Annotated in this window: 17 protein-coding genes; 6 read left to right on the top strand and 11 right to left on the bottom strand. The window is 69.6% G+C overall.

Annotation, left to right across the window (positions count from 1 at the left end; translation table 11 throughout):
• Nucleotides 1–14: 14 nt before the first annotated feature.
• Nucleotides 15–824: an aminoglycoside 6-adenylyltransferase gene (locus EV380_RS10370; protein ID WP_130451081.1), complete on the bottom strand. Its 810-nt coding sequence runs from the start codon at nt 822–824 to the stop codon at nt 15–17.
• Between the two features lie 76 nt (nt 825–900).
• Nucleotides 901–1,548, bottom strand: a complete 648-nt coding sequence (locus tag EV380_RS10365; protein ID WP_130451080.1) for an HAD family hydrolase — start codon at nt 1,546–1,548, stop codon at nt 901–903.
• Nucleotides 1,549–1,630: 82 nt separating this feature from the next.
• On the opposite strand from EV380_RS10365, the gene EV380_RS10360 reads away from it, so the two are divergent.
• The gene (locus EV380_RS10360; RefSeq protein ID WP_130451079.1) at nt 1,631–2,764 is read left to right on the top strand and encodes a mechanosensitive ion channel family protein; all 1,134 of its coding nucleotides are present in this window, start codon (nt 1,631–1,633) and stop codon (nt 2,762–2,764) included.
• A 185-nt stretch (nt 2,765–2,949) separates the two neighbouring features.
• Nucleotides 2,950–3,573, top strand: a complete 624-nt coding sequence (locus EV380_RS10355; protein WP_130452184.1) for a YqaJ viral recombinase family protein — start codon at nt 2,950–2,952, stop codon at nt 3,571–3,573.
• On the opposite strand, the gene EV380_RS16880 is transcribed toward EV380_RS10355, so the two are convergent.
• From EV380_RS16880 to EV380_RS10320, 7 genes are all read right to left on the bottom strand, one after another.
• A complete protein-coding gene (locus tag EV380_RS16880; protein WP_242607732.1) occupies nt 3,567–4,562 on the bottom strand; it encodes an ABC transporter ATP-binding protein in 996 nt (331 codons plus the stop codon). The two genes, EV380_RS10355 and EV380_RS16880, sit on opposite strands and share 7 nt — an antisense overlap.
• Before the next feature lie 80 nt (nt 4,563–4,642).
• Nucleotides 4,643–6,199, bottom strand: a complete 1,557-nt coding sequence (locus EV380_RS10345; RefSeq protein ID WP_130451078.1) for an ABC transporter permease — start codon at nt 6,197–6,199, stop codon at nt 4,643–4,645.
• A 12-nt stretch (nt 6,200–6,211) separates the two neighbouring features.
• A complete protein-coding gene (locus tag EV380_RS10340; RefSeq protein ID WP_130451077.1) occupies nt 6,212–7,270 on the bottom strand; it encodes an iron ABC transporter substrate-binding protein in 1,059 nt (352 codons plus the stop codon).
• A 306-nt stretch (nt 7,271–7,576) separates the two neighbouring features.
• Nucleotides 7,577–8,335 (bottom strand): iron ABC transporter ATP-binding protein, encoded by a 759-nt coding sequence (locus EV380_RS10335; RefSeq protein WP_130451076.1) that lies wholly within the window; start codon nt 8,333–8,335, stop codon nt 7,577–7,579.
• Nucleotides 8,332–9,372 (bottom strand): iron chelate uptake ABC transporter family permease subunit, encoded by a 1,041-nt coding sequence (locus EV380_RS10330; RefSeq protein ID WP_130451075.1) that lies wholly within the window; start codon nt 9,370–9,372, stop codon nt 8,332–8,334. The genes EV380_RS10335 and EV380_RS10330 overlap by 4 nt, the downstream gene beginning before the upstream one ends.
• The gene (locus tag EV380_RS10325; RefSeq protein WP_130451074.1) at nt 9,359–10,333 is read right to left on the bottom strand and encodes an ABC transporter permease; all 975 of its coding nucleotides are present in this window, start codon (nt 10,331–10,333) and stop codon (nt 9,359–9,361) included. The genes EV380_RS10330 and EV380_RS10325 overlap by 14 nt, the downstream gene beginning before the upstream one ends.
• Before the next feature lie 20 nt (nt 10,334–10,353).
• Complete coding sequence (locus EV380_RS10320) at nt 10,354–11,340, bottom strand: ABC transporter substrate-binding protein (protein ID WP_130451073.1); 987 nt, start codon at nt 11,338–11,340, stop codon at nt 10,354–10,356.
• A gap of 251 nt (nt 11,341–11,591) precedes the next feature.
• On the opposite strand from EV380_RS10320, the gene EV380_RS10315 reads away from it, so the two are divergent.
• Nucleotides 11,592–12,629, top strand: a complete 1,038-nt coding sequence (locus tag EV380_RS10315) for an iron-siderophore ABC transporter substrate-binding protein (RefSeq protein WP_130451072.1) — start codon at nt 11,592–11,594, stop codon at nt 12,627–12,629.
• Nucleotides 12,630–12,639: 10 nt separating this feature from the next.
• On the opposite strand, the gene EV380_RS10310 is transcribed toward EV380_RS10315, so the two are convergent.
• Nucleotides 12,640–13,491: an MBL fold metallo-hydrolase gene (locus EV380_RS10310; RefSeq protein WP_130451071.1), complete on the bottom strand. Its 852-nt coding sequence runs from the start codon at nt 13,489–13,491 to the stop codon at nt 12,640–12,642.
• Nucleotides 13,492–13,525: 34 nt separating this feature from the next.
• Here EV380_RS10310 and EV380_RS10305 point away from each other — a divergent pair, with 34 nt between their 5' ends.
• Genes EV380_RS10305 through EV380_RS10295 form a run of 3 tightly spaced genes read left to right on the top strand, consistent with a single transcriptional unit; the run spans nt 13,526 to nt 17,551 of the window.
• Nucleotides 13,526–14,593 carry a FecCD family ABC transporter permease gene (locus EV380_RS10305; RefSeq protein WP_130451070.1) on the top strand — a complete coding sequence of 356 codons (1,068 nt, stop codon included), beginning with the start codon at nt 13,526–13,528 and terminating at the stop codon, nt 14,591–14,593.
• Nucleotides 14,593–15,660, top strand: coding sequence for a FecCD family ABC transporter permease (locus EV380_RS10300; RefSeq protein WP_242607577.1), 1,068 nt, complete (start codon nt 14,593–14,595; stop codon nt 15,658–15,660). Before EV380_RS10305 ends, EV380_RS10300 begins: the two co-directional genes overlap by 1 nt.
• 1 nt (nt 15,661) lies before the next feature.
• Nucleotides 15,662–17,551, top strand: coding sequence for an ATP-binding cassette domain-containing protein (locus tag EV380_RS10295; RefSeq protein WP_130451069.1), 1,890 nt, complete (start codon nt 15,662–15,664; stop codon nt 17,549–17,551).
• A gap of 18 nt (nt 17,552–17,569) precedes the next feature.
• Here EV380_RS10295 and EV380_RS10290 read toward each other — a convergent pair whose 3' ends face one another.
• Nucleotides 17,570–18,943, bottom strand: a complete 1,374-nt coding sequence (locus EV380_RS10290; RefSeq protein ID WP_130451068.1) for a glucose-6-phosphate dehydrogenase — start codon at nt 18,941–18,943, stop codon at nt 17,570–17,572.
• Nucleotides 18,944–19,024 lie beyond the last annotated feature (81 nt).

Here is a 19,024-nt window from a genome sequence, read left to right as displayed (position 1 = left end):
GCCTTGCCCAATGCTCAGCGTGCGTCCGGACGTAGTGCGAGGATGGCTTCGACCTCGTCGTGGACGCTGTCGTGGCTGAAGGGTCGGAACCCCAGACCGTCCGCGATGCGCCTCCCGAGTCTGGCGAACAAGGCGATGGATGTGCGGAGGGCCCTGGCTGAGTCCGCAGCGTCGAAGCGCGCCCAGCACTGTTCAAGCGACTGCTGTATGTCTGCGTCCATCCATTGCCGCATTCGGGAGCCCAGGAAGCGTACGTCGTGCCCGAGCCCGTAGCGCACGTGATGATCCCACTCGACAAGGCTCAGCAGGGATGCTTTCAGATCAGTGTCACGTATCTTGCTTGACCATGGCTCGTCCCGGACGATCGATTTGGCACACATCAGTGCGGCGGCGTAGCCCAAGTTGAGTTGCTCCTGGAATGCTGCCTCGTCAGGCAGAGACGTCCCTGCCGCTGCCAGGCGTAGTGAGCGGGAATGGCCGTCCTTGTCGACGAGGACGGTGAATGGCCGCTCGTAGCGGATGGTGGGCAGCACATCAGCCCTCACAACCGTCAGATCCAGCTTGCCGCCGACGTAGTACACCAGGCGGGCCGGATGCCAGCCGGGGATGGCCAAGCGCTCGACGACAAGCACCGTCCCGAGCTGATTCCACCAGGAATCATCTGCAAGCAGTGGGGCAGGGTCCGTGGCATAGATCTCGATATCGCGATCTGACAGGGAGTGCGTCTCATGTGCGGCGGCTGAACCAGTCATCACCATTGCGCGGACGTTCTCACAGTTCTGCGCCCACGCGGTCAGCGTCTCGATCGACTTGTCGTAGTCCACGGCGCAAGCCTCCCACATGTGATGCTGTCCAGCAGTGTCACCGTCTGCAGCCGAATTGTTCTCGAACAGTGACCGGTCAGGCTAGATCCGCCGTGATCGCCATGATGGCCTCGTGCACTGACGGGAACGCCCGTGTCGGGCTGAATGAGGCGTGCGGCCAGCGACGCCCTCGCATGATCCACGCCGTGTTGAGTCCTGCCTCGCGCGCACCGGACACATCGGACTCGGGGTGGTCGCCGATCATCCAGCCGCCGTCGAGGGTGGCGCCCGCGCGGTGAGCAGCAATGCGGAAGAGGCGGGGATCCGGCTTCGAGATGCCCTCGGCCTCCGAGATGACGATGGCGTTGAAGAAACGCGCCAGATCCAACTGGTCGACCTTCCGTTGCTGTTGTTCGACCGTGCCGTTGGTGATGAGCCCGAGGCTGTGGCCGGAGGATGCTGCCGAATCTAGAGCAGTCGTCGTCGCTGATTCCACCGTGAGGAAGGACAGATGGTCGAAGAGGAGCAGGCCGACGACGGCGTCCACCGATTGGTTCAGCGCGAAGCGGTCCTTCATGGCTTGGGCCACTGCCGAACGATCTGCGTATCCGTCGCGGTCCACTTCGACAAGCCATTCGACGTCGGCTGGATCGCCGTTGATGGAATGGACAAACGCTTCGGCCCACGCGGTGAATCCAGCGCTTCGATCGATCAGAGTGTTGTCGAGGTCCACGAGTATCAGCACGGTCCTAGGCTAGCGGCGCAGTGCGCGACGGCACAGGCGATCCTCTCAGCAGGCGCCCGGTGTGCTGTGGCAGTCTGGGTGCATGCGTTCTCTTGTGTTCACCGCTGCGAGCGAATCCCCCTCGACCGCCGATCCCGTGCCGATGGACGGGGGCATGGGCGAACTGACCGAGTCGGCCGTGCGCGACATGCCCGAGTACCTGCAGCCGTGGGTCGGCGCCGGGATCGCCGTCGTCGTGGCTTTCGTCGTCACCTGGATCGGCGCTGCGCTGGTCAACCGCGTCCTGCGCCGCCGGCCCGAGCTGCGCGATGACATCGGGCGCTCGCGCTGGCCCATCTTCGTGGTCCTCTCCTCCGTGGGGACCGTCGGCTCGCTCGAGGTCACCGCCCCGGAGGCCGAGTGGCGCGGCGCCTCGAATCTGCTGCTGCTCGCCGTGACGATCGCCGCCATCGCCTGGCTCATCGTGGTGCTGCTGCACTTGGTGGAATCGGCACTGTTGTCGAAGTACCGCTCCGAGAACTCGGTGGACGCCCGCCGCATGGCGAAACTGCGGACCCAGGTGGGACTCCTGCGCCGGGTCGCCGTCGCCGTCGTGCTGGTGCTCGCGGTCGCCGGCATCCTGCTGCTGATCCCCGAGGTGCGTGCGCTCGGCGCCGGAATCCTGGCCTCCGCCGGCCTGATCTCCGTCATCGCCGGTATGGCCGTGCAGTCGACCCTCTCCAACGTGATCGCCGGCCTGCAGATCGCGTTCACCGACTCCCTGCGCGTCGAGGACACCGTGTTCGTCGAGGGAGCCCGAGGGAACGTCGAGGAGATCACGCTCACGTACGTCGTCGTGCGCTTGATCGACGACGTCCGCCTGATCCTGCCCTCGACCTACTTCACGACGACGCCCTTCCGGAACTACTCGCGCGGCACCAGCGAGGTCTCCGGCGGGATCTCCCTCGAGCTCACCTGGAAGGCGCCGGTCGAGGTGCTGCGCGCCAAGCTCGAGGAGGAGCTGCAGCAGAACGAATACTGGGACGGGCGCTCCTCGGACCTTTCCGTCACCGACGCCAAGGGCGGGCTGATGACCGTGTACATCTGGCTCAGCGCGCGCAACGCCGGCGACCTCTGGAGCCTGCACAACTCCGTGCGGGAGGCGCTCGTGACAGAGTTGCAGCAGAACTACCCGGACGCGCTGCCCAAACCGGTCATCCAGGCCGCGGGGGAGTAGGTCCGACCGCGGATCCGGGCCTCGGCGGCGCCGCCTGCCGGGGATCGGGCCCGCCCATGGGGCAGAATGGTCGGGTGCCATTCGACGAAACCGCCCCGCAGGGACCCGCCCGCCCGACGGGGGACGGCGCTGCCGGCGTCGTCCCGGGCATCGCCCTGCGGCCGGAGCCGGCCGAGCACCGGTGCATGGGCCGGGTCGTCGCGGATTCGAGCGATCGCGTGAACTGGCTGCGGGCGCGGACCCGCGGCATCACCGCGACCGACGTCGCGAAACTCTCCACCCCGCGCAGCATCGAGGCCGCCGCCGACTCGAAGCTCAACGGCTCCGGGTTCGCGGGCAACCCCTATACCGAATACGGGCGCCGGCGCGAGCCCGTGATCGCCGCCTGGGTGCGCGAGCAGTTCGGCATCGAGCCGAGCTCTTTGCTCTTCCACTCCGCGGACGAGGTGCGGCACCTGGCCACCCCGGACGGCATCGCGCTGCGGCCCGACGGGCGGGTCGAGCTGGCCGAGATCAAGACCACCAACAAGGCGTGGGGGAAGATCCCCAAGCACTATCTGCGTCAGGTCTGGTGGCAGCAGTACGTCATCGGGGCCGAGCGCACGCTCATGGTCTGGGAGGAGCATCGCGACTTCCGTCCGCTGCACGACGTCCCGAAACACGTCTGGGTTGACCGGGACGACGCCGCGATCGCCGACCTCATCGACAACGCGAACCGGCTCATCGACCTGCTGCACTCCAAGACGCAGGCGGCGCGAGTACGCGCCGAGCGGCGGGCGGACTACGGGCCGGCGGCCCTCAACTACTGACCCGCGGCGTAGGCCAGCGCCTCACCGTTCACGCCGACCGCGATGTCGGCGTCGTGGTCCGGGGCCTCGGCCGCCGGAACGAGGGCGGACACCGCCGTCCCGGTCGGCAGCTCGACCGTGAGGACGGCGTCGTACCCGGTGAAGCGCAATGAGGTGACCCGGCCGCGTACGCCTTCTGCACGCGGGACCACCTGTGCGGGCCGGACCATGAGCCGCACCGTCTCGCCGGACGACGGCGGCACCGCACCCATCCAGCGAGCCGGGACCTCGCCGAGTTCGCTGGTGGTTCTCAGAACCGGGTCGTGCCCGGCGCCCGCGGATCGCACGACCGCGTCGAGGAAGACGGCGTCGCCGACGAACCCGGCCACCCAGGGCGTCACCGGGCGCGAGAACAGGGTCCGGGGGGACGCCTGCTGGAGCACTTCGCCGTCGCGCATGACGGCCACATGGTCGGCGACGGAGAGCGCCTCCGACTGGTCGTGGGTGACGAGCACACCCGTCACGGATTCGGCGCGGAGCCACGCGCGGGTCGAGTCGCGCAACTGCTGGCGCAGCAGCGGATCGAGGGCGCCGAAGGGTTCGTCGAGCAGCACGAGGTCGGGGCCCGCGGCCAGTGCCCGCGCGAGCGCGACCCGCTGCGCCTGACCGCCGGAGAGCTGCGCCGGAAGCCTGTCCGCGTGGTAGGCGAGCCCGACGAGATCGATCAGCCGGCGCACCTCGGGGTCCGCGGCCCGGCGCTTGGCCGAGTGCCGCGAGCCACCCGTGCCCTTGAGGCCGAACGCGACATTCTGCGCGACGGTCAGGTGCGGGAAGAGGGTGGCGCTCTGCGGGACCCAGCCGATGCGCCGCTGTTCGGGTCGGACGTGGCGGGTCGCATCGGCGAGCACGCGCCCGCCGACGGTGATCGTGCCGGCGCCGGCGCGCTCGAGGCCGGCGATGGTGCGCAACGCCGTCGTCTTGCCGCACCCGCTCGGCCCGACGAGCGCCAGCAGGTCCCCGGCGGGAACCGACAGGTCGATGCCGCGCAGGACGCGCGTGGATCCGTATCCGACCTCGAGATCGGTGACTCTCAGCTCGCTGATGGGGTGGCTCCTGTCGGGTGGGAGGCGCGGGGGCGCTGTTGGGAGAGGATGAACGCGGGCACAGCGGCCACGGCCAGCAGTGCGAGCGCGTAGGGTGCGGAGGCGCCGTAGGCGGCGATATCGGTGCGGGACCACAGCTCCGTGGCGAGGGTGTTGGTGCCGGTTGGGCGCAGCATCAGGGTCGCGGGAAGCTCCTTCATGGCGGTGACGGCGACGAGGAGCGCGGCGGCGGCGGCTCCGGGCGAGGCGAGCCGCGCGGTGACCTCCCACCAGACGCGGGCCCGCGAGCCGCCGAGGCTGCGCGCGACGTCCTCGAGCTCGGTCGGCACCTGCGCGACGGCGCTGCGCACGCCGCCGATGGCCTTGGGCAGGAAGAGGACGCCGTACGCGAAGGCCAGCACTCCGGCCGACTGGTACCACCACGGGACGATCTTCAGCGAGACGAAGACCAGCGACAGCCCGACGACGATGCCGGGGAGTCCCAGCGGGAGCGCGCCGAGGACCTCGAGCAGTCGCACGCGGCGGCCGGAGTGGCGGGCGGAGAGGATGGCGATCGGGGTGGCCAGTCCGAGCGCGATGAGCGCCCCGCCGGCCGAGAGAGCGACGGTATTACCGAGGGCGGCGGCGAATCGCGCGGGGTCGATCGCGGCCATGTCGGCGGCCTGAACCCACCGCACGACCAATGCCGCAACCGGCACCCCCGCCGTGAGGAGCGGCACGACGACGAGGCCGGCGCACACGGGGACCGTCCACGCACCGAGGCGGACCGGGGCGGAGCGGCGGTGGGATCCGTTGTTCCCGTGCCGGGACTGCCGGCGGGTGAGCTGCTCGCCGACGACGATCAACAGGGCGACGAGCATGAGGATCGTCGCGAGGATGGCGGCGTAGTCGCGGTCGAAGCTGGCCGCGTAGGCGCGGTGGATAGCGGTCGTGAAGACCTGGAAGCGGAAGAGGGCGACGCCGCCGAAGTCACTGAGCGTGTAGAGCGCCACGAGCAGTGCGCCGGAGAGGACCGCCGGGCGGATCTGCGGCAGGGTGCCGGCCACGAAGGCTCCCAGGGGGCCTCGGCCGAGCGAGCGGGCGACGTCGTCGAGGTCGGTGGTCGCGGAGCGCAGGGCCGCCGTCGCGGGCAGGACAACGTAGGGGATTCCCACGAGGGACAACACGAACCACGCGGCCCAGAAGCCGGTCATCGCGGGGAACGCAGCCAGCCAGCCGTAGGCTGCGACGTAGGACGGCACGGCGAGCGGCAGGGCGGCCAGCGCGGCCCACCCGTTGCGCCAAGGCAGGCGGGCGCGCGCGAGCGCCCACGCGATGGGGACGCCGATGACGACGGCGGTCGCGGTGACCGCCGTCGTCAGCAGCAGGGAGTTGAGCAGCAGGTCGGGCAGGCGAGGCCGCGAGAGCGTGGCGGCCAGGCTCTCGGGCCCCGCGGTCGCGACCCTGACCACGAGGTAGATCAGGGGCACGGCCGCGAGCAGACCGCAGCCGGCCGCCGCGAGCGTCAGGGCGCGCGGCAGCCGGCGGGAAGTACCTCGGGGCATCGGCAGGACGGGCTAGAGCAGTCCGGCGTCGGCCAGCATGGACTGGCTCTCCTCGAGCGAGTCGAGGTCGCTCAGGTCGAGCTCCGGGTTGGTCAGCTCGTCGAGGGCCGGGAGGCCTTCCGGGGCAGGGGAACCGGGCACCAGCGGGTACTCGAAGGTCTCTTCCGCGAAGTAGGTCTGCGCGGAGTCGGCGAGCAGGAACTCGACGAAGGCGAGCGCGTTCTCATCCTCACCCGAGCCGGCGAGCACGGCCGCGCCGGTGACGTTGACGATGCCGCCGGCGTCGCCCGGGAGGAACTTCAGCTCCGCGCGCATGTTCTCGGCGCCCTGCTCGGCGGCGAGCTGGTACCAGTAGTAGTGGTTGATGAGGCCGAGGTCGAGCTGGCCGTTGTTGACCATCTCGAGGGTCGGGCCGTTCTTCTCGGTCAGGACCGGGTCGTTTCCGGCCAGGGCCTCGAGCCAGGTAGCGGCGGCGTCTTCACCCTCGAGCACGCGCAGCGCGGTCACGAAGGACTGGAAGCTGGCGTTGCCGGGCGGGAAGCCGACGCGGCCCTTCCATTCGTCCTCCACGAGTGCGTCCACGGTGTCGGGGACCTCGTCGGCGCTGAGCTTGTCGCCGTCGAACGCGATGACACGGGCGCGGCCGGTCAGGCCAACCCACGAACCGTCGGTCGAGGTCAGCTCAGCGGGGACCTGGGAGGCGAGGTTCTCCGGCAGCTCGGCCAGCAGATCCGCCTTGGCCAACGAGCCGAGCGCGCCGGCGTCCTGGGAGAGGAAGACGTCGGCCGGGGTGGCGTCGCCCTCCTCGAGGAGCAGCGCGTTCATCTCGGGGGTGCCGGCGTAGCGGACCTCGACCTCGATGCCCGTCTCGTCGGTGAACTGCTCGACGAGCGGGGCGATGAGCTCTTCGTCGCGGCCCGAGTACAGGACCAGCGACTCGTCGGAGGCCGGCTCGGCGGCGACGGCGGTGTCGTCGGCTTCCGGGGAAGATCCGTTGGAACCGCAGGCGCTCAGAGCTGCGAGTGCGACGAGGGCCGATGCGGCGGTGATCGCCTTCGATAGATTCTTCATGTGCCTCTCCAGAGGTGACAGGTGCGATGTGAGGGGCCCGGCGCATTACGCAACAAGCATCTTGCGTAATGACGAGGGCCACGCTGAATCTATAGCAAGGCTAGCCTCACCTCAAAGTCGCGATCAGGCGGCTGAGGTGGATGGCGGATTGAGATTCGCAGGCGCAATTCATGGCGCCGACCACGGGGGTGCCCGGTGACCGCGCAGAACGAGCCGAGGACGCCGTCGTCTCCTTGGGAGCACGCGGAGCATAATCCCGTTCGGCGATGCGTTCGGGCCGCCGACCTATTGAGTCATGGACTCTACTCAGAGGCTGAAGATTGCGGTGCGGCGGCCTTCGATCTCGTGCACTCGCACGCCGGTGTCGAAGACGTCCGTGAGCACGTCGTCGCGCATGATCTCTTCCGGCGTGCCGGAGTGTGCGATGCGGCCCTCGCGCAGCGCGACGATGTGATCGGAGTAGGCGGCGGCGAAGTTGATGTCGTGGATGACGATCACGATGGTCTTGCCGAGCTCGTCGGCCGCGCGGCGCAGCTGGCGCATCATCAGCACGGCGTGCTTCATGTCGAGGTTGTTGAGCGGTTCGTCGAGCAGCACGTACTCGGTGTCCTGGGCCAGCACCATGGCGACGAAGGCGCGCTGGCGTTGGCCGCCGGAGAGCTGGTCCACGAATCGATCCTGCAGGCCCGTGAGGTTGAGGAAGTCGAGAGCGGAGTCGATGGCGGCGTGGCAGGCGTCGGTGAGCCGGCCCTTGGAATGCGGGTAGCGTCCGAATCCCACGAGGTCGCGGACCGTCAGCCGCGCGGTCATGTGGTTCTCCTGACGCAGGATCGACATCAGCTTCGCCAGGTCTGAGCTTTTCGTCGTGGCGATGTCGTGGTCCTTGACCGTAATGCGGCCGGCCGTCGGGTCCAGGAGGCGCCCGATGATGGTCAGTAGCGTCGACTTGCCGGCGCCATTGGGGCCGATGAGCGCTGTGATCCCGCCCGCGGCGATCCGGCCCGTGACGGGGCCGAGGACGGTGGTGTCGTTGTAGGACTTGTGGACCTCGGTGAAGGCGATCACATCTTGCCCTTTCGGAGCAGGATCAGCAGGAAGAGGGCCCCGCCGACGAATTCGATGATGACGGTCAGGAAGCCGGAGGCGTAGAAGACGTGCTGGAGCACGAACTGACCGGCGACGAGCGTGAACAGGCCCAGCAGGAACGCCATCGGCATGACGTACCGGTGCTCGTGGGTTCCGGTGAGCTGGTAGGCGAGCGTTGCGACGATGAATCCGAAGAACGTCATGGGGCCCGCGAGCGCGGTGGAGAAGGCGACCATGACCGCGATGACGATCAGCATCGCCGTCAGCTCGCGCTTGTGGTTGATGCCGAGGCCCTGGGCGGCATCGCGGCCGAGCAGCAGGACGTCGAGCCGGAATCGCCGGCTCCACAGGACCCACCCGACGGCGGCGCAGACCGCGAACGCCCACGGCAGGTACGTCGCGTCGACCGAGCTCATGCGGCCCATCAGCTCGACCGAGAGCATGTCGTAGTCGGTCGGGTTCAGCAGGCGCTGCAGGAAGATCGAGATCGAGTCGAAGGCCATGCCGAAGACGACGCCGACGAGCAGCAGGATGTAGAGGCTGCCGAACTTTCCGGAGAACAGCCAGCGGTAGAGCACCGTGGCGAACAGGACCATGGCCGCCGTCTGGCCCAGCAGCATCGGGACACCGTCGGCATTGACGAGGAACAGCCCGCCGAACACCGAGACGAGCACGGTCTGCATGAGCGTGTAGATCGAGTCGAACCCCATGATCGAGGGCGTGAGGATCCGGTTGTGCGTGACGGTGTGGAACACGACGGTGCCGACGCCCTGGGTGAACGCGACGACGATCATCGTCCCCCACATCGTCAGGCGTCGCTCGAAGGCGAACTCGAACGATCCGCGGATGAACATCAGCAGGAAGCACGCGGAGGCGACGGCCACGAGCGCGGCGATGATCGCGATCCGCGCGCCGGGCGTGAGCCGCCGCCTGGCCCGCGCGGCGGGAGGTGCGGTGCTGGGGGCCGGGCGCGCCGTCGTCGTGGATGCGGCGGGGCTGGGACTAAGCGTTGACATGCTTGCGCTGCCTGAGAACGAGGGAGATGAACGCGACGGCGCCGACGACGCCGAGGATGACGGAGGCGGGCAGCTCCATCGGTGCGATGATGGTGCGGCCGATGAGGTCGCACGCGAGCAGGAAGACGACGCCGAGCGCGGCGACCCACGGCAGGTTGCGGCGCAGGTCGTCGCCCAGGATCATCGACACGAGGTTCGGCACGATCAGTCCGAGGAACGGGATGAATCCGACAACGACGGTGGTCACCCCCGTCGCGAGCGCCACCATCGTGACGCCGAGGAAGACGACCCGCCCGTAGTGCAGGCCCACGTTGGTCGCGACGTCCCTGCCGAGCCCGGCGACCGTGAAGCGGTCGGCGACGAAGTAGGCCGCGACGCAGACGACGGCGGCCAGCCAGAGCGGCTCGTAGAAGCCCTCCACGATGCCGCTGAACCCGCCCGATCGCCACGCCGACATGGTCTGTAGCAAGTCGAACGTGCCGGCGAGGAACGTCGAGAACGAACCGACGACCGCGCCGAGCATGATCCCGACGAGCGGGACCACCAGAGAGTTCTTCACGCGCACCCGGTTCAGGAACGCGATGAAAACCCACGTGCCGGCGAAGGCGAAGGCGATCGCGACGGCCATCTTGGCCATCGGCGCCGCGCCGGGGTCAACGATGAGGATCGCGAGCATGCCCAGTCCCGCCCACTGGGCGGTCCCGGCCGTGGTCGGCTCGACGAACTTGTTCTGCGTGATCAGCTGCATGATCACCCCGCACACGCTCATCGCCGCCGCGGCGAAGATGAGCGCGAGCGTGCGCGGGATGCGCGAGACGAAGAACATGTGTTGCGCGGCGGGATCGTGCAGCAGCTTCTCGAAGGTGATGCTGTACCCGCCGACGAGCAGCGAGGCCGCGGTCAGCCCGACCGCCGCCAGGACGACGGCGGCCGGGAAGTACCGGGTAGGGAGGTTGCGCATGGCGGGAGGTGTGCTCGGGACTAGTTGGCGGAGAAGGCTTCGGAGATCTGCTCGTAGGCCTCGGTGTAGGCCTGGATGCCCTCGGTCTTGTAGAAGTCGGTGTTGAGGTAGATGATCTGGTCTCCGGCGAAGAACGTCGTCTCGCCCCAGACGTTCTCGAGCGCGGCGACGAGCGACTGCGCCGGGGTGAACTCGTCCTCGGCGGTCGAGACGGCGGCGTCGCGGTCCATCACGATCATCCAGTCAGGGTCGGCTTCGGCGACGGTCTCCGGGGCCAGCCCGGAATCGTTGTGCACCGATTCGCCGTCGAGGTCCTCGCTGGCGAAGACGTCCTCAAGGTTGACGCCCTCGAGCAGGCGCCCGATGCGGCCGGCGCCGTTGTCGATCTTTCCACCCGAGGCGTTGGCGAGGAAGACGGTCTCGCCGTCGGTGGCTTCCTCAGCGGCGGTCTGAGCCGCGTCGAAGTCGGCGACGATTTCGGCCGCCTGCTCCTCGGCGCCGAAGACGGTGCCGAGCGTTTCGGTCTGCGTGCGCAAGCCGTCCAGCCAGGCGCCGGGAGTCTCGGCATCCGGGGTGACGTCGAGGACCGGAGCGATCTTCGCCAGGTCGTCGGTGTACTCGGAGAACCGATAGCCGCCGACGATCAGGTCCGGGGCCGCCTCGTTGAGCGCCTCGAGATTCGGCTCGCGGTGGGTGCCGACGTCGGCGATCGCCTCGTCATCCCGCCAGTCCTCGAAGCCGTTGTTTGGGAGCAGCTGCTTCGGCGCGGCCACGGGCTCGACGCCGAGGGCCTTTAGGGTCGCGAACGAGGTGTTGTCCAGGGCGACGACGCGCTCAGCGTCCGCGGGGACCTCGACGGGGCCGTTGTTGGTCTCGACGGTGATCGTCTCCGCCGGGGTATCGGTGCCTGCCTCGGCCGCGTCGGTGCTGCCGCCGCAGGCCGTCAGCCCCAGAAGTGCAACGGCGGCGAGGCCGCCGATCGATGCGGACGTGCGGGAAAGCTTCATGTTCTTCTCCAGTCTCAGTGGCGGGTGACCTCGATGACCCACGCCAATTAGCGAACGAAACCATTACGAAAATAGGTGTCGGAGTCGAAGCTATAGGAAGGCTTACCTAATCTCAAATCGAACTTCGATGCTTGATTCCGGATCAATTGGGTAACACAAGTTTTGCGTAATCCGGCCCGCTGAGGCTAGCCTTACTTCGTTGGCCCATTGGCCGCGTCACGAATCAACTAGAGACCCCTCAAGGACTTCCCATGGCCTTTTCCCGCCGCGTCGGCCTGCTCGCAGCAGCAGCCGCCACTGTTCTCGCCGCCTCCGCCTGCTCGGGCGCTGCGACGGGCTCCTCCGATTCCTCCGAAGCCGCGACCGGCGCGTTCCCCGTGACCGTCGACAGCATCCACGGGGAGAGCGTGATCCCGGAGCAGCCGGAGCGCGTCGTCACCGTCTCCTGGAGCAACGCCGATACCGCCCTGGCGCTCGGCGTCGTTCCGGTCGGCATGCCGGCCGATGCGTGGGGCGGTGGCGAGGACGGGACCACCGCCTGGGTGGACGACAAGCTCGAGGAGCTGGGCGCCCCGCTCGGATCGGACGGTGCGCCGGAGCTCTACAGCGAGGTCGACGGCGTGAACTTCGAGGCCATCGCCGCACTGGAGCCGGACGTCATCCTCGCGGGCTACTCCGGCCTGACCAAGGAGGAGTTCGACAAGCTCTCCAAGATCGCCCCCGTCGTCGGGCCGCAGGAGGAGAACTACCAGGCTCCGTGGCAGGACGTGGCGAAGGTCACGGGCGAGGCCCTCGGCAAGCCCGATGAGGCCGATCAGCTGGTCTCCGACATCGAGTCCGACTTCGCGGCCATCGCCGAGGATCACCCGGGTATCGAGGACCTGACCTTCATCGCCGCGAACCTGGACCTCGCAGAGAACACGATCAACGTCTACGCCGGCGGCGACACGCGCCAGCGCCTCTTCGAGACGCTCGGCATGACGTCGGCCCCGGTCGTCGAGGAGAACACCGAGGAGGGAGCCTTCTTCTTCGAGTGGTCGGTCGAGCGCGCTGACGAGCTGGACTCCGACATCCTCTACACCTTCATCCCGGAGGGCAACGAGATGTCGGACGTTACCGAGGACGACCTCTACTCGCAGATCCCGGCCGTCGCGAACGGCGGCCTCGTGGCCACACGCTCCAACGAGGAGACGATGTCCATCTCCGCGGCCAACGTCCTGGGTCTGCCGTGGGCGCTCGAGAACGTCATCCCGGACTTCGTCGAGACCGCCGACGGACTGATCAAGTAGCCCTGAAACGCTACCGGTGATCCTCGCCGTGAAGGTACGCCAGCTGGGCGGCGACGGAGTGCTCCGCAGCCGACCGGACCGAGGGGTCGACGTCCGCGTAGACGACGTCGGCCACCTCGGCCACGGTCGCCGCTGCGGGGCCTTCGGCGCCCGCGCGCCCGCCCTCGATCAGTTCGACGGCGGCGCGCACCTGGGCGATCCGCTCCTCGCGGTGGGCACGGTAGGCGCAGGCGATCGACGCGAGGGACGGCAGCGTCCCGCCATGGGCGGGCAGGACCTTCGCGTCCCCGAACCCGGACAGCGTCTCGAGGGTCTCGAGGTAGTCGCCGAGGGTTCCATCCGGGAAGTCGAGGATCGTCGTCCCGCGCCCGAGGATCGTGTCGCCGGTGATCATCGCGCCGTGCGCCCCGTCGTCGGGCAGGAAGAAGCTCATCGAGTCCGAGGTGTGTCCGGGCGTGGCCAGGACCTTGATCTGAACCCCGGCCGCTTCGATCACTTCGCCGTGTCGCAGTGTCCGGCCGGCGTCCGTGCCGTGGGCGGGGTGGCCGGTCGCGGCGGGTCGGCAGAACTCGGCCGCCGCGGCCCGGACGGGCGCACCGGTCAGGTCGTGCAGTCGATCGATGCCCGCCGTGTGGTCGGGGTGATGGTGCGTGATCAAGACCAGGGCGACGTCGCCGAGCGCGGCCAGCGCGGTCAGGTGCGCGTCGTCGGCGGGCCCCGGATCGACCACCACGACGGAGTCGTGACCCGGGAACCGCACGGCGTAGGATTGCGTGCCGTCGAGGGTCATCGGGCCCGGGTTGGGTGCGAGCAGCATCGAGGCGAACGCGGAAACGGGCGTCGGCTGAGAAGAATCGACCATTTGACCAGTCTAGAGAGACGATGAGGAAGAGCGCATGACCGAGACGTTGCGCACCGGGGACGAGGTCACGACGGCGGCCAGCACGTCCGTCGCGGCGAAGCCGGTCCCCGTGGGCCGTGCCCTGGCGACGGGACTCGTGCTGGTCGCGGCCGTCGTCGTCCTCTCCGGGATCTCCCTGGCCGTGGGCGCGCGCGCGACGAGCCTGCCCGTCGTGTGGCAGGCGCTGACCGCCTATGACCCGACGATCACTGACCACGTGGTCATCCAGGCGCGCATCCCGCGAACGGTGACGGGGCTCGTCGTGGGTGCGGCCCTCGCCCTGGCGGGCGCCGCGATGCAGGGCATCACCCGCAACCCGCTGGCCGACCCGGGCATCCTCGGCCTGAACGCCGGAGCCGCGCTCGCGGTCGTCCTCGGCATCCACCTGTTCGGGATCACGAGCGTCTCCGGATACTCCTGGTTCGCCTTCGCCGGTGCCGCCTTCGCCGCGGTCGTCATCTACCTGGTCGCCAGTCTGGGTCGCGAGGGTGCCACCCCGGTCAAGCTCGCGCTCGCCGGCGCCGCGCTGGCTGCCGGGCTGGCGTCGATCATGCACGCGGTCCTGCTCATGGACCAGACGGCGCTCGACGGGTTCCGCTTCTGGCAGGTCGGCGTGCTCGGCGCCCGCAGCGTCGCCGAGGTGGCGACCATGGTGCCGTTCATCGCTGTCGGGACGGTGCTCGCGCTGGCCTCGACGCGCCTGTTCAATGCGCTGGCCCTCGGCGACGACGCCGCGACCGGGCTCGGCGTGCGCGTCGGGCGCGGCCGTATCGTCTCGGGGCTCGGCGTCGTGCTGCTCGCCGGCGGCGCGACGGCGCTGGCCGGGCCGATCGCGTTCCTCGGCCTCGTCGTCCCGCACGCCCTCCGGCTCCTGGTCGGCGCCGACTACCGGCATCTGCTGCCTCTGAGCATCCTCGCCGGCCCGGTGCTGCTGCTCGGCGCAGACGTGCTCGGCCGCGTCGTCCTGCCGCCGAGCGAGGTGCAGGTCGGCGTCATGACCGCGGTGATCGGCGCCCCCGTCTTCATCTGGCTCATCCGGACCCGGAAGCAGGTGACTCTCTAGTGCTCAAGCGTGCAGAAAGCGCTCCGGCGCCCGCGGACGCCCACGCGAGCGGCGGTGTTCTCCCGAGCGCTGCGCGCAGTTCGGCGCGCCGCGTGCGCCGGGTGGCGGCGATCCTCGCGGGCGTCGTCGTCGTGCTCTTCATCGCCCGGGTGATGCTCGGCAGCCCGTTCGTCTACGTCGACGAGCTCGTGCGCATCTTCGCCGGCGAGACCTTGCCGGGGCTGAGCTTCATCGTGCTGGAGCACCGGCTGCCCGCCGCGACGGTCGGCGCGATGGCCGGGGCCGCGCTGGGCCTCTCCGGCACCGTATTCCAGACCCTGCTGCGCAACCCGCTGGCCAGCCCGGACGTCATCGGTGTCGGCTACGGAGCGGCGACGGCGGCGGTGACCGGCATGCTCGTGTTCGGTCTGGCCGGCCCGTTGCTGAGCCTCGTGGCGTTCGCCGGCGGCCTCGTCGTGGCCCTCTTCGTGTACTTCATGGCCGACTCCGGCAAGCACACCGGCGGTCGTTTCATCCTCATCGGCATCGGCGTCGCCGCGATGCTGCAGGCGGTCATGAACTACCTGCTCACGCGCACCGACGTCCGCGCCGCGGGCGACGCCCTGCACTGGCTCGTCGGTTCACTCTCGACGAGCACGTGGGAACGGGCGGGAACGATGCTCGTGAGCCTCGTCGTGCTCGTGCCGCTGACCGCGCTGGCCGTTTCCAAGCTGCAGATCCTCGAGCTCGGCGACGACGCCGCCAGCGGGCTCGGCCTCGACGTCCGCCGCACCCGCGCCGGGCTCGTCGTCCTTGGCGTCGCCCTCAGCGCGTGCACGATCGCGGTGACCGGCCCGATCGCGTTCGTGGCGTTCCTCGCGGGCCCGCTCGCGAGGCTGCTCGTCGGCCGCACCAATTTCGCCTGCTCGGCGCTCGTGGGCGCGGTCCTCGTCCTCGCCGCCGACTTCGCGGGCGCCAACCTCTTCGGCGATATCAGCCTCCCCGCGGGAGTGATCACGGGCGCCCTCGGCGCACCGTTCCTGCTCTGGCTGCTGGTGCGCTCCAACAAACAAGGAATGGGAGGCTGACATGGCCCAACTTACTGCCCGGTCGCTGAGCCTGGGATACGACAAGTCCACCATCGTCGCCAACCTGTCGCTGGATCTGCCGGCCGGTGAGGTCACGATGATCGTCGGCGCGAACGGCTGCGGGAAGTCCACGCTGCTGCGCGGCATGTCCCGCCTGCTCAAGCCCTCCGGCGGCTCCGTTGTGCTCGACGGCAAAGACATCCACTCCCAGCCCGCCCGCGAGATCGCCAAGGTGCTCGGCCTGCTGCCGCAGACGCCCGTCGCCCCCGACGGCATCACCGTGCGCGAGCTGGTCGGCCGCGGCCGCTACCCGCACCAGGGCTGGTTCCGCCGCTGGTCCGCGGAGGACGACGACGCCGTCGCACGCGCCATGCACGCAACCGGCACCGAGGAACTCGCCGACCGCGCGATCGACGAGCTCTCCGGCGGCCAGCGCCAGCGCGTGTGGATCGCGATGGCGCTCGCCCAGGAGACGGACCTGCTGCTGCTCGACGAGCCGACCACCTACCTCGACGTCGCCCACCAGCTCGAGGTGCTCGACGTCGTCGCCGACCTCAACCGCCGTCGCGGCACCACGGTGGCGATCGTCTTGCACGACCTCAACCTCGCGGCGCGCTACGCCGACCACCTGATCGCCCTCAAGAGCGGGGAGATCTACGCGCAGGGCCACCCGGCCGCCGTCGTGACCGAGAAGATGGTGCAGGAGGTGTTCGGCATGCCGAGTCGCGTCATTCCCGACCCGGTCGCCGGGACGCCGCTCGTGTTGCCGATCGGGCGCAACCGGGTCGTGCGCGACGTCAACCACGACGAGAACGCCTCGCGCGCCGCGGCCGGCCGGCCGACGGGGACGCTGCCCTCCGTTGCCTCCGCGCCCCAGGGGGGCGACGACGTCGCACCGACAGGCGGGCTGCGCCCGGCCCTCGAAGCCTGCCCCACGCTGGCGTTCACCCTGCGCGCCGTGGCGACGACGACGCTGAGCCCGAGCTACCGCCGGGTCACGTTTACCGGCGAGGACCTCGCGCACTTCGGCACCGGCGGGCACCCGCTGGATCTGCGCATCAAGCTCGTCATCCCGGGTGACAGCGGGGGAGTGGACCACTTCGCCGCGCTGCGCCCCGACGGGCAGATCGACGACGCGGACGTCACGGCGTGGTACCGGACCTGGCTGCAGATCGAGCCGGCCGAGCGCGGCTGGCTGCGCACGTATTCGATCCGCTCGTACCGGCCCGCGGGGCACCCGGGGAACCTGGGCGAGTACCCGGAGATCGACGTCGATTTCGTCCTGCACGTCGAGCGCGTCGACGGCGAACTCGTCGGCGGCCCGGCCTCGGTGTGGGCGGCGACGGCCGAGCCCGGGCAGACGATCACGATGCTCGGACCGAACGCCGCGCTGTGCGGGACGGACTACGCGGGCATCGAGTTCCGCCCGGGAACCGCCCGGCGCATCCTGCTCGCCGGCGACGAGACGGCGGCTCCGGCGATCTGCTCGATCCTGGAGACGCTGCCGCCCGGCATGACGGGCAACGCGTTCATCGAGGTCCCGTCGGTCGACGACATCCAGGGGTCCTTCACGCGCTCCGGGGTCTCCGTGCAGTGGCTGCCGCGCGGGTCTCGGCCTCACGGCGAGCTCCTGGAGACGGCCGTGCGCTCGGCTGTGGCGATCCCGGCGGCCGGCGCGGTCGTCGCGGGCCGCGAGCCGGAGGACATCGACGTCGACGAGACGATCCTGTGGGAGACGGCCGGCGGTGGAAACCAGCCGTTCTACGCGTGGCTGGCCGGCGAGGCGGGGACCATCAAGGAGTTGCGCCGGTACCTCGTGCGCGACGCCGGCATGAACCGCAAGCAGGTCTCGTTCATGGGCTACTGGCGGCGCGGCAAGTCCGAGATGTAGCAGCGCACTCCCGGCGCGTCAGCGGGTGCTGGACCAACCCTCCGGCCCCTGCGAGCCGGCAGGGTAGGTCTCCAGCGGGACGTCGTCGCGCGACCACGCGGCGAGTACCGGTTCGACGATCCGCCAGCACTCCTCCGCAGCATCCCCGCGCACGGCGAGGCGCGGATTGCAGTCCAGCATCGAGGAGAGCACCTCGCCGTAAGGTTCGAGCTGGCTGCCACCGAGCGCGCCGACCAGGTCCGTCCTGCCGAGCGTGAACGCGTCGCCCGAGCCGTTGGTCGTCAGGGACAGCGTGAACGTGTCCGGGCGCAGGTCGATCGTCAGGGTGTCCGGGGTGTCGCGGCCGAGGAGGCCGTCGGGGATGTGCGCCGGCGGCTTGAAGTGCACCACCACCTGCTTGCGGACCGCGGCGAACGACTTGCCGCTGCGCAGGATGAAGGGGACCCCGGCCCACCGCTGGTTCGCGACCTCGACCTCCACCTCGGCGAGGGTTTCGGTGCCGAGCTCCGGGTCGACGCCCTCCTCCGCCGCGTAGTCGGGCACCGCGCGCTCGCCGATCGACCCGGCCGTGTAGCGGGCGCGCCGCGAATCGGCGACGGGATCGACGACCCGGGCGGCCCGCAGCACCTGTCCGATCGCGTCGCGGAGGTCCCGTTCGCCGACGCTCGCGGGCGGTTCCATCGCGACGACGGCCATGACCTGCAAGAGGTGCGACTGGATCATGTCCCGCAAGGCGCCGGCCCGGTCGAAGTAGCCGGCCCGGCCTTCGAGGGTGACCGTCTCGTCGTAGAAGATCTCGACCTTCTCGATCGAGTCCCGGTCCCAGACGGGTTCGAAGAGCCGGTTCGCGAAGCGCAGGCCGAGCAGGTTCAGGACCGTGTACAGCCCGAGGAAGTGGTCGATGCGGAAGACCCGGTCCTCGGGCACCGACTTGGAGAGCAACACGTTGAGGTCCTTGGCCGACTGGGCGTCGTAGCCGAAGGGTTTCTCGAGGGCGAGCGTCGTGTTCTCCGGCAGGTCCAGCCCGGCCAGCGTCTCGCAGACCGCTGCGCTGACCTGGGGAGGCAGCGCGAAGTAGATCACCAGGGGAGAGTCCGAGTCGACCTCGAGGGATTCGAGCAGCCTGCCCAAGAGGTGGGGATCGGTGGCGTCGCCGGCAACGTAGCGGGTGTCGCCGAGCACGCGCGGCAGTGCCTCGGCGGCATCCGCACGCCCGAACGCAGCCGTCACCCGCTCCCGCCACGCGTTCTCGGACATCTGAGGCAGGTCCGCGCCGACCAAGGTCACGCGGCGGTCGGTCTCAATGCTCAGCAGCGTTGCGAGGCCCGGCAGGAGCAGGCGCGAGGTCAGGTCGCCCGAAGCGCCCAGGATCAGCAAGGTGGTACCTGTCATACGCCTACTTTTGCACGCCGGCTCGAACGGCGGAACAGCCACGCCGCGGCTAGCTGGTCGGACGTCCCCTCCTGACGGCGC

The organism is Zhihengliuella halotolerans (assembly GCF_004217565.1).
GTDB lineage: Bacteria > Actinomycetota > Actinomycetes > Actinomycetales > Micrococcaceae > Zhihengliuella > Zhihengliuella halotolerans.
This window is presented reverse-complemented; position numbering and strand designations above follow the sequence as displayed.